This is a genomic window from Streptosporangium sp. NPDC005286 (genome assembly GCF_040607515.1).
In the GTDB taxonomy this organism is placed as follows: Bacteria; Actinomycetota; Actinomycetes; order Streptosporangiales; family Streptosporangiaceae; genus Streptosporangium.
In genome coordinates this window covers 1-10,218 of sequence record NZ_JBEXGU010000245.1, presented here as the reverse complement: position 1 = coordinate 10,218, position 10,218 = coordinate 1, and the positions used below count along the sequence as shown (strand labels likewise).

Genomic DNA, 10,218 nt, shown 5'->3' with positions numbered 1-10,218 from the left:
GGGCGGTACGGCCATGGCCGTACCGCCCGGCGTGTTCTCGGGGTCCTTTCGCCGTGCCGCTCGCGTGCCAGGTCGATGTGCGATCAGAGCTGCGGGGCCGGGGCGCGCAGAGCGGAGACGGCCTCGGCCCAGTCGACCGGGTCGGGGTCCTGCTCGGGGCGGACCAGCAGGTGCGCGCCCTCCGGGGCGGTCCCGGTGTCGGCGGCCACGACCAGCGCACCCTCGGGGATCGCACCCGTGCCGGCCGCGACTCCGAGCTTGGACAGCCGCTGGGCCAGGGCTGAGGCCCGGTTCCCGCCGGTGACGATCAGTGGCCGGTCCCACAGCATCGCGAGGGTGAGCGCCACGTGCGCGGCCGCGTCGTCACCGGAGCCGTAACGTACCGCGACCGGCTCCGGTTCGGAGCCGGGCTCGGCCTGTTCCGGCATGGGCAAGGACACGGTCACCACGCGGCAGACCGCGCCGTCACGCACGGCGGCATAGCCGGGGACACCGGCGGGCAGTACCAGCAGGTCGGCTCGGGCACCGGAGGCCAGCTCCGGCAGCTCGCCTGCCACATCCGCGCTGAACCGGCTCACCACCCTGGTCTCCGAGCCGCGCTCGCGGGCACTGCCGGCCAGCGCCTCCAGGTCGTGGAGGGTCTCGGCCAGCTCGGCCAGCTCCGAGGAGAGGCCGCTGCCGACCTCCAGGCGGCCCGCCGGGTAGGGGCGCAGGTGGCCCAGGACCACCTCGGACGGCGACCTGGACAGGGCCAGGGTGGTGGTCAGGCCGACCAACGGGGCCTGCTCGGCGGGCGGATCGGGCACGATCACCAGCACCCGGTGGGCGGCGGTCACGCCGAGGGCGGCACGTTCGGCCTCGGCGATGTCGCGGGCCACCCGCCTGTCGGGGTAGATCCTGCGCACCAGCGGGCCGGTCATCGCGGTCGTGACGAGGGCCATGACCACCATCAGCGAGTAGAGCTCGTCGTCGAGCACGCCCTTCTGCAGGCCGACGGTGAGGATGACGATCTCGGTGAGCCCTCGCGTGTTGAGCAGGGAGGCCAGTGCCCAGGACTGCCGGTTGGGCAGCCGCTGGGTCCGCGCGGCGGCGTAGGAGCCGAGCAGCTTGCCGCCGATCGCGACGACCAGGATCGCGGAGAGCGTGCCGAGGCTGGACAGGTCGAGTTCGCGCAGGTTGACGTTGAGCCCCGCCACCACGAAGAACATCGGCAACAGCAGCAGTACGGCGAGCTGTTCCAGCCGCTCCAGGATCTCGTGGTTGAGCCGTTCCGCCCCCTCGCGGGGCATCACCGCGCCGAACACGAACGCGCCGAAGATGAAGTGGACATGCATCCACTCGGTGGCCCAGGCCGATCCGATCAGACCGAGGAGCACCAGGGAGAGCAGGCCGGGTGTCAGCCGCCCGGCCTTCTCGTAGGCGGGCACCAGCCGGGCCAGCAGGGGCTTGACGACCAGGAACATCACCAGCGCGTACGGCAGGGCGAGCAGGACCTTCCACTGCCCCTCGGACTCTCCGGCCCCCGCGATGCCCACCACCACCGCCAGGACGGTCCAGGCGAGCACGTCGATGACGGCCGCCGAGGCCAGGGCGAGGCCGCCGAGCGTGATCCGCTGCATTCCCCGGTCGGTGAGGATCCGCGCCAGCACCGGGAAGGCGGTGGCGGCCATCGCCGCGCCCATGAACAGCACGAACGGCAGGGTCTTGTCGCCTCCCACGTGCTCACCCGCGATGGCCAGCGCGAGCACGCAGCCCAGGACGAACGGCACCACGGTCGAGCCGAGCGCCACGGTCACCGCGATCCGTCCCTTGCCCCTGACCAGCTTCTGGTCCAGTTCCAGGCCGACGACGAACATGAACAGCACCAGGCCGACGTTGGCCAGGGCCTGCAACGGGGGCCGCATCTCGGAGCCGAACAGCTCGTCACCGATCAGGGGGCCCAGCAGGGTGGGGCCCAGCAGGATGCCGGCCACGATCTCGCCGATGACCGGAGGTTGGCCGAGCCATCTGGCCAGCGCTCCGAAAAGCCGCGCGGCCGCAAGGACGATGACAAGGTCAAGCAGGAGCAGATCCATGTGCAGCAATTGCGAGCACGCTTTCCGTATGCAAAGAAAAGCCCCGAGAATGGCGAAGGCGACGTTACCGTGTGTGGGGTGTCGTCGCGAACGTTGCGCAGGCATGGAGGGAGACCGTTGTGGAAGGCATCGCCGACTATGAGTTCATCCGGTCACTGGGAGCCGGTAATCACGGTGAGTTCTACTTGGCGAAAAGGCCCGAGCGGTTACCCATCGAGGCGGATCTGGTCGCGGTGAAGGTGGTGGGGGGCACGGGGAACGACGCCTTCCGCCGCGCCACGAGAGAGTTGAAGGCGTTCGCCGCGGTGCGCTCCCCGTATCTGGTGCGGCTCTACGACGCCGGCCAGCAGGGCGGGGTGTTCTATTACTCGATGGAGTACCTGCCGGACGGCTCGCTGGCGCATCCCGCGGAGCGGCCGTCGCGCGAGCGGGTGCTGCGCTCGATCGCCTGCGTCTCCCACGCGGCGCAGGCACTGCACGAGGAGGGCATCGTCCATCGCGACATCCGCCCCGGCAACGTGCTGCTCGCCGACGACGGGGGCAAGCTCTCCGACCTGGGCCTGTCGCAGGTGCTGACGCCGGGCGTGACGGTGACCGGGATGGGGGACATCGGTTCGGTGGAGTTCACCGATCCCACGCTGCTGCAGGGGGAGACGCCCACCCCCGCGGGCGACGTGTGGTCGCTGGGCGCGACGCTGCACTGGGCGGTGAGCGGCGTCGGGCTCTACGGGAAACTGCCCACCCACGACCCGCTGCTGACCCTGCGGAAGGTGTACAGCACGCCGCCGTCGATCGATCCGGGGTTGGAGCCCGAGCTGTCGGACCTCGTCCAGGCATGCCTTGGCGACGTGGCCAAGCGGCCCACCGCGCGGGGGGTGGCCGACCGGCTCTACGCCCTGCTGGTCTGAGCTTCCGCCCGCGCGCCCCGGGACCGTGGCCTCGGCTCCCTGGGCGTGCGCGCCGGGAGCCGAGCGGGCACGGGGTGGCCGGGCGCTACCCGCCGGTGGGGCGCAGGCGGTCCAGCTCGGCGTTGAGCACCCGCTCCAGACGTGCGGTGCCGAGCCTGCCCGGGTAGAGCAGGCGGTGCACGCTCAGCCCGTCGACCAGGGCGAGTAGCCGCTCGGTCACGTCGTCGAGGTCTTCGGTGGTGGAGATCTCCCCACCGGCGGCCGCGGCGCCGAGCAGGCTGCGCACCAGGTAGCGCAGCTCCTCGGCCTCGGCGCGCTGCGCCTCCAGCATCGCCGGGCTGGTCATGCTGCGACTCCAGAAGCCGACCTCCAGCCCGCTCTCCCGCGTGCGCTCCTCGTCCAGTGGCAGGTTGTCGAGGAGGAGCTCGCGCAGCGCCGCCAGCCCGGTGAGGCCGGCCAGCTTGCCGCGCAGGCGCTTCACGATGCGCCGGTGCGAGGAGCGCAGCGCCGACAGCATGATGTCGTCCTTGTCGGCGAAGTAGTGGGTCAGCACGCCGTTGGAGTAGCCGGCCTCCTTGGCGATCGCCCTGGTCGTGGCGGCCTCGATGCCCTCGCGCAGGATGATGCGGCGAGCGGCCTCGATGACCTCCTCGCGACGCTCCCCATGATCGACGATCTTTGGCAACTCGGTTCCCTCCCGAACGGAATCCGTTGACATTGTAGTCGGTCGCCCGTCTATTATCCGCTGAAGACATGAGGAGGACTCGCTATGACCGTCGTAGCCCTCGGGGTGCACATCGTGGACGTGCTCGCCAGGCCGGTGGAGTCGATTCCCGCCAGGCAGGACACCCACCTGCTGGAGCAGATCCGCGTCACCGCCGCGGGTGCCGCGGCCGCGACCGCCGTCGACCTGGCCGCGCTCGGTGTCCCGGTGGCCTCGGTGGGGGCGGTCGGCGACGACGAGCTCGGAGATCTGCTCGTCATGATGATGGGGCGGCGCGGCGTCGACGTGACCGGGGTGGTCCGCAGGCGGGGGGAGCAGACCGCCGCCTCGATCCTGCCCATCCGTCCGGACGGCGGGCGCCCGTCCTTCCATGTCCCCGGAGCCAACCTGGGCCTGGCCGTCGCCGACGTCGGTCGCGAGCGGATCCTCGGTGCGCGCGTCGTGCACCTGGGGGGCATGGACGTGACCTGGGGCCTGTACGACCCCGCTTTCTTCGCGCTGCTCGACGAGGCGCGCGCGGCGGGCACGATCATCACAATGGACCTTCTGTCCAATATGCCGGACCTCATGCAGGGGGTCCGGAGCTTCCTCCCGCACGTCGACTACCTCCTGCCCAACGAGGAGCAGGCACTGCTGATGAGCGGTGCGGGCAGTGCGGAGGAGGCCGCGCTGGCCCTGCTGGGAGAGGGGCCCTCGGCGGTCCTGGTCACGCTCGGCGCGGACGGAAGCCTGATCGCCGAGGCGGAGGGCGTCACCCGCGTTCCCGCCCTCGACGTCGAAGTGGTCGACACCACGGGGTGTGGTGACGCCTACTGCGCCGGGTTCATCGCCGGCCTGGTCGACGGCCGTGACGTGGCCGGCTCGGCACGGCTCGGCACCGCGCTGGCCGCTCGCGTCGCGGGCGGTCTGGGTTCGGACGCCGGCCTGGACGGGGCGCGCGCACTACGCGAGGAGAAGTGATCCCACCGCTCGCGGCCGGACACGGCACCGAACCGCCCGAACCGATCCAGATCCGAAAGGACGACGCATGTCCATCGACGCCAGCCTCAGGGAGCGGGCCGCCAAGGTCGTCCCCGGCGGCATGTACGGCCACCTCAACGCGGCCCTGCACGGCCCCGCCTACCCGCAGTTCTTCGTCGGCGGCGAGGGCTGCCGTCAGCGGGACGCCGACGGGCGCGAGTACGTCGACCTCATGTGCTCCTGGGGTCCCGTCGTGCTCGGCCATCGCCACCCCGCGGTCGAGGCCGCCGTCACGGCCCAGCTCGCCGCGGGCGACTGCCTCAACGGCCCCGGCCCCGTCTACGTGGAGCTCGCCGAGCTTCTGGTGGACACCGTCCCGCAGGCCGACTGGGTGATGTTCTCCAAGAACGGCACCGACGCCACCACCCAGGCGCTGATGGTGGCCCGCGCCGCCACCGGCAGGACCAAGGTCCTCATGGCGCACGGCGCCTACCACGGGGCCGACCCGTGGTGCACGCCCAGTACGGCGGGGACCACCCCCAGCGAGCGCGCGGACCTGGTCGAGTTCACCTACAACGACCTCGCCAGCGTCGAGGCCGCCGCGGCGCAGGCGGAGGGCGACGTCGCCGCGATCATCGTGACGCCGTTCAAGCACGACTCGTTCGAGGACCAGGAACTCGTCGCCGCGGAGTTCGCCCGGGGGGTGCGGGCGCTGGCCGATCGGATCGGCGCCGCGCTGGTGATCGACGACGTGCGCGGTGGCTGGCGGATCGACCTGGGCGGCTCCTGGGAGCCGCTGGGTGTGCGCCCCGACCTGTACGCCTTCAGCAAGGCCATGGCCAACGGTCACCCGATCGCCGCCGTCACCGGGGTGGACGCCCTGCGAGGGCCCGCCCAGACGCTTTACTCCACGGGCTCCTTCTGGTTCAACGCCGCTCCGATGGCCGCGGCCAAGGCCACCATCGAGACGCTGCGCGACATCGACGGCATCGCCCTGATGGAGCGCGCGGGCACCCGCCTGCGCGAGGGCCTCGCCGCCCAGGCCGCCTCCCATGGCTTCACGGTCAACCAGACCGGCCCGGTGCAGATCCCATGGCTCTCCTTCGAGGGCGATGTGACCCTGGACAAGGGCATGTTCTGGGCCGCGGCCTGCCTGCAGGAGGGGGTCTACCTCCATCCGTGGCACAACTGGTTCCTGTCGGCGGCCCACACCGACGCCGACATCGACCGGGTGCTGCAGGGCACCGACGCCGCCTACGCCAGGCTCAGGGCCCACTTCGGCGCCGACTGAACGCGGCCCCTAGCGTGGGGTGTCCCGCAGCCGGTACCACTGCAGGTCGTCCAGGCGGGTGCCGTCGGGGCCGGGCAGCAGACCGCGCAGCAGGGCCTCGCGGGCGAAACCCGCGCGCTCCAGCACGCGCTGCGAGGCGACGTTGGCGGGGGAGGTGCCCGCGATGATCCGGCTCAGGGAGGTGTGCTCGAAGGCCCAGTCGACCAGCAGGTTCACCGCCCTGGTGGTGAAGCCCCGGCCGCGGAACGCCGGCAGCAGGCTGTAGCCCGTCATGGCCTGCCCCAGCGGCGGGGCCAGGTTGGAGAGCTGGATCTCCCCGGCGAACGCGCCCGTCGCGGCGTCCGTGATCACCGCCTCGACCCCCCCGCCGGCCAGTCGGGTCGCGCCCGCCGTGCGGCACCGCTCCTCGACCTGCTCGGCGCTGCGGGGCTCGGGCGGGACGCTGTACCTCACGACGTCGGGCAGGTTGTGCAGCGCCAGGTAGTCGGCGGCGTCGGCGGGGGTGAGCGGCCTGAGCCGTACTATCCCGTCGGTCAGTGAGCCGCCGGGGAAGTCCGGCAGGAACGGCGTCACCCGCTCGCCGGAGTCGCCGCGCAGGCGTGCGAAGGAGACCAGGTCGCGGCGGGTGCCGTCACGCTGCTGTTCGGCCCCGCGCCGAACGCCCTCGTGCCGGAAACCGGCGGCCAGGGCGACACGCTGGCTGGCCAGGTTCTCCACGTCGGCGAGGAGTTCGACGCGCTCCACCCCGTGGCCGAAGCCCCATCCGGCCAGCGCGGCGGTGGCGGCCGTGGCCACTCCCCGGCCCCGCGCCCACGGTGCGACCAGGTAGCCGATCTCGTTGGTGCTCCGCAGGCGGGAGGGCTTGAGGCCGATGTTGCCCAGCCACTCGCCCGTCTTCGCGTCCGCGATGGCGAACGCGGCTCCCCCGCTCTTCCAATCCTGCTCGGCCATCTCCAGGTACTGGAGGGCGTCGTCCCGGGTGTAGGGCACGGGTACCAGGGGGAGGAACCGGACGATCTCCGGGTCCGCGCAGGCGCGGACGATCGCTTCGGTGTCGGCGGGGGCGAGCGGCCTCAGGACGACGGGGCCCGCCGGAATCACATCTTGGGGAAACACACGACAACAGCTACCAGTTCCCCCATAGTGGAGCGAACCATTTTGCAGATCGTCGCTGTCCGTCCGCTCCGGACAGCCGTGTCCGTTTCCCCCTGCTCGACCGCCGCTCCCGGCCAGAGGCGGGATCGGCCGCGGTCGCGCGCCGTTAACCTTGCGGTCATGGGTTTTCGCAGGCATGGGCCGTTTCAGGCCGGGGATCAGGTTCAGCTCACCGACCCCAAGAACAAGCGTCATACGGTGACGCTGAAGGAAGACGGCGTGTTCCACACGCACAAGGGCGGGATCCCGCACAGTGAGCTGATCGGCCGGCCCGAGGGCTCGGTGGTGCGTTCGTCCGGGGGCACCCAGTATCTGGCGTTCAGGCACCTGCTCCAGGACTACACGCTCTCCATGCCGCGCGGCGCGGCGGTCATCTACCCCAAGGACTCGGCGCAGATCGTGGCCATGGCCGACATCTTCCCGGGCGCCAGGGTGGTGGAGGCGGGGGTCGGCTCCGGCGCGCTCACCTGCTTCCTGCTGCGCGCGGTGGGCTCCGAGGGCACCGTCACCTCCTACGAGCGGCGCCAGGACTTCGCCGAGATCGCCACCAAGAACGTGGAGAAGTTCTACGGCGGCCCGATGTCGCAGTGGCGCCTGGTGGTCGGCGACTTCGTCGCGGACCTCGACGAGAGTGACGTCGACCGGATCATCCTCGACATGCTCGCCCCGTGGGAATGTGTGGACGCCGCGGCCAAGGCCCTCACCCCTGGCGGCGTGATCTGCTGTTATGTCGCGACCACAACCCAGCTGTCGCGTACGGTCGAAACTCTCCGGGAGCACGGGAGTTTCACCGAGCCCCATGCGTGGGAGACCCTGGTTCGTGACTGGCATGTCGAGGGGCTGGCTGTGCGGCCCGACCACAGAATGGTCGGCCACACCGGCTTCCTGGTCACGGCCCGTCGCATGGCCGACGGGGTGACGCCACCACCTCGACGTAGACGTCCGGCGAAGGGTGCACAGGGTGAGGAGTCCACGTCTTCCGCCACATGATGACGATTCGGCTACGACGGTTCGTGGGGGAGTGACACGGGAGCAGACCTTCGTGTTCTTATGCTTCTAGCACTAAAAGCACCAAAAGGGATTAATCATCGCGCACTTAATGTAGTCATACGAACACTGCTCAGCCAGGTAAGGGACAGCCCTTAGATGGGTAGGGTTTCGAGTAGTCGGTCTCGACTGGGAAGGAGGTGACGCCGTGGCAGCTCGCGACGACGCTGAGGCTCGAGCCGCGCAGCGCGAACGGGAGGTCGCTGACCTCACAACACAGGTCTCCTTCCTGCAGGAGGAGATCACCGTGTTGCGTCGGAAGCTGACGGAGTCTCCCCGGCAGGCCAGGATCCTTGAAGAGCGTCTCCATGACTTGCAGGCGAACCTCGCGGCCGTAACCGGCCAGAACGAGCGTCTGGTGGCCACCCTCAAGGAGGCCAGAGACCAGATCGTCGCGCTGAAGGAGGAGGTAGACCGGTTGGCGCAGCCGCCATCCGGGTTCGGCGTGTTCCTCGAAACCAGAGAAGACGGCACGGTGGAGGTTTTCACCGGTGGCCGCAAACTCAGGGTGAATGTCAGTCCGGCGGTGGACGTCGACTCGCTGAAGCGCGGCCAGGAGGTCATGCTCAACGAGGCGCTCAACGTGGTCGAGGCCCTCGGCTTCGAGGAGCTTGGCGAGATCGTGATGCTCAAGGAGCTTCTCGAGGACGGCCAGCGCGCGTTGGTGATCTCGCATGCCGACGAGGAGCGGGTGGTGAAGCTCGCCGAGTCGCTGGTGGGCCAGCCGATCCGGGCAGGCGACTCCCTGCTGCTCGAACCCCGTTCGGGCTATGTCTACGAGCGCATCCCCAAGTCCGAGGTCGAGGAGCTCGTCCTGGAGGAGGTGCCCGACATCTCCTACGAGGAGATCGGCGGGCTGATGCGGCAGATCGAGCAGATCCGGGACGCCATCGAGCTCCCGTACCTGCACGCCGACCTTTTCCGCGAGCACAAGCTCCGCCCGCCCAAGGGCGTCCTGCTCTACGGACCGCCCGGCTGCGGCAAGACACTCATAGCCAAGGCGGTCGCCAACTCCCTGGCCAAGCAGGTCGCGGAGAAGACCGGCCAGTCCGGCAAGAGCTTCTTCCTCAACATCAAGGGTCCCGAGCTTCTCAACAAGTACGTCGGCGAGACCGAGCGGCACATCCGCCTGGTCTTCCAGCGGGCTCGTGAGAAGGCCTCCGAGGGCACCCCGGTGATCGTGTTCTTCGACGAGATGGACTCGATCTTCCGGACCCGGGGCTCGGGCGTCTCCTCCGACGTCGAGAACACCATCGTTCCCCAGCTCCTGTCGGAGATCGACGGCGTCGAGGGCCTGGAGAACGTCATCGTGATCGGCGCCTCCAACCGCGAGGACATGATCGACCCGGCGATCCTGCGGCCCGGCCGCCTGGACGTCAAGATCAAGATCGAGCGGCCGGACGCCGAGGCGGCCAGGGACATCTTCTCGAAGTACCTCATCGCGGAGCTCCCACTCCACTCCGAGGACCTCGCCGAGCACGGTGGCAGCCGCCAGGAGACCATCTTCGGGATGATCCAGCGGGTCGTCGAGCGGATGTACACCGAGAGCGAGGAGAACCGCTTCCTTGAGGTGACCTACGCCAACGGGGACAAGGAGGTCCTGTACTTCAAGGACTTCAACTCCGGCGCGATGATCCAGAACATCGTCGACCGCGGCAAGAAGATGGCGATCAAGCAGTTCCTGGAGACCGGGCAGAAGGGTCTGCGGATCCAGCATCTGCTGGCGGCCTGTGTGGACGAGTTCTCCGAGAACGAGGACCTGCCCAACACCACCAACCCCGACGACTGGGCCCGCATCTCCGGCAAGAAGGGCGAGCGGATCGTCTACATCCGCACCCTCGTGACGGGCAAGCAGGGCACCGAGGCCGGGCGTTCCATCGACACGGTGGCCAACACCGGTCAGTACCTGTAAAAGCGGCACGCGTGCCGATCGACGGGGCGGCCGCCCCCGGGGGGCGCGCCGGCGGGGTGTGGGCACGGTTGTTTGTAATTTTGGGGTTGTTGGTGGGCGGGGGGGGGTTTGTTGTTTTTTTTTGTTGGCGGGCCTCGGTTTAGGCT

General features: G+C 69.8%; 8 protein-coding genes. 5 read left to right on the top strand and 3 right to left on the bottom strand.

Annotated elements, in window-relative coordinates; translation table 11 throughout:
- Positions 1-83: 83 nt before the first annotated feature.
- The gene (locus ABZU75_RS42960; RefSeq protein ID WP_355568094.1) at positions 84-2,075 is read right to left on the bottom strand and encodes a cation:proton antiporter; all 1,992 of its coding nucleotides are present in this window, start codon (positions 2,073-2,075) and stop codon (positions 84-86) included.
- Between the two features lie 119 nt (positions 2,076-2,194).
- Between ABZU75_RS42960 and ABZU75_RS42955 the strand changes: the two genes are divergently transcribed.
- A complete protein-coding gene (locus ABZU75_RS42955; protein ID WP_355568091.1) occupies positions 2,195-2,983 on the top strand; it encodes a serine/threonine-protein kinase in 789 nt (262 codons plus the stop codon).
- An 85-nt stretch (positions 2,984-3,068) separates the two neighbouring features.
- On the opposite strand, the gene ABZU75_RS42950 is transcribed toward ABZU75_RS42955, so the two are convergent.
- Entirely contained in the window at positions 3,069-3,668 is a 600-nt protein-coding gene (locus ABZU75_RS42950) for a TetR/AcrR family transcriptional regulator (RefSeq protein ID WP_355568088.1), read from the bottom strand.
- Between the two features lie 84 nt (positions 3,669-3,752).
- Between ABZU75_RS42950 and ABZU75_RS42945 the strand changes: the two genes are divergently transcribed.
- Positions 3,753-4,667 carry a PfkB family carbohydrate kinase gene (locus tag ABZU75_RS42945; RefSeq protein ID WP_355568085.1) on the top strand — a complete coding sequence of 305 codons (915 nt, stop codon included), beginning with the start codon at positions 3,753-3,755 and terminating at the stop codon, positions 4,665-4,667.
- A gap of 67 nt (positions 4,668-4,734) precedes the next feature.
- Positions 4,735-5,958 (top strand): aminotransferase class III-fold pyridoxal phosphate-dependent enzyme, encoded by a 1,224-nt coding sequence (locus ABZU75_RS42940; protein WP_350963069.1) that lies wholly within the window; start codon positions 4,735-4,737, stop codon positions 5,956-5,958.
- A gap of 9 nt (positions 5,959-5,967) precedes the next feature.
- Here ABZU75_RS42940 and ABZU75_RS42935 read toward each other — a convergent pair whose 3' ends face one another.
- A complete protein-coding gene (locus ABZU75_RS42935; RefSeq protein WP_355568080.1) occupies positions 5,968-7,074 on the bottom strand; it encodes a GNAT family N-acetyltransferase in 1,107 nt (368 codons plus the stop codon).
- A 159-nt stretch (positions 7,075-7,233) separates the two neighbouring features.
- Between ABZU75_RS42935 and ABZU75_RS42930 the strand changes: the two genes are divergently transcribed.
- Both ABZU75_RS42930 and arc read left to right on the top strand, forming a co-directional pair.
- The gene (locus tag ABZU75_RS42930; protein WP_350919231.1) at positions 7,234-8,103 is read left to right on the top strand and encodes a tRNA (adenine-N1)-methyltransferase; all 870 of its coding nucleotides are present in this window, start codon (positions 7,234-7,236) and stop codon (positions 8,101-8,103) included.
- Between the two features lie 205 nt (positions 8,104-8,308).
- A complete protein-coding gene (gene arc / locus ABZU75_RS42925) occupies positions 8,309-10,072 on the top strand; it encodes a proteasome ATPase (protein WP_350919233.1) in 1,764 nt (587 codons plus the stop codon).
- The last annotated feature ends 146 nt before the right edge of the window (positions 10,073-10,218 follow it).

What these genes read in the sequence shown, in the direction of transcription:
- ABZU75_RS42960 (WP_355568094.1), bottom strand. Translation starts at nt 2,075, where the DNA reads ATGGATCTGCTCCTGCTTGACCTTGTCATCGTCCTTGCGGCCGCGCGG.
- ABZU75_RS42945 (WP_355568085.1), top strand. Translation starts at nt 3,753, where the DNA reads ATGACCGTCGTAGCCCTCGGGGTGCACATCGTGGACGTGCTCGCCAGG.
- ABZU75_RS42940 (WP_350963069.1), top strand. Translation starts at nt 4,735, where the DNA reads ATGTCCATCGACGCCAGCCTCAGGGAGCGGGCCGCCAAGGTCGTCCCC.
- ABZU75_RS42930 (WP_350919231.1), top strand. Translation starts at nt 7,234, where the DNA reads ATGGGTTTTCGCAGGCATGGGCCGTTTCAGGCCGGGGATCAGGTTCAG.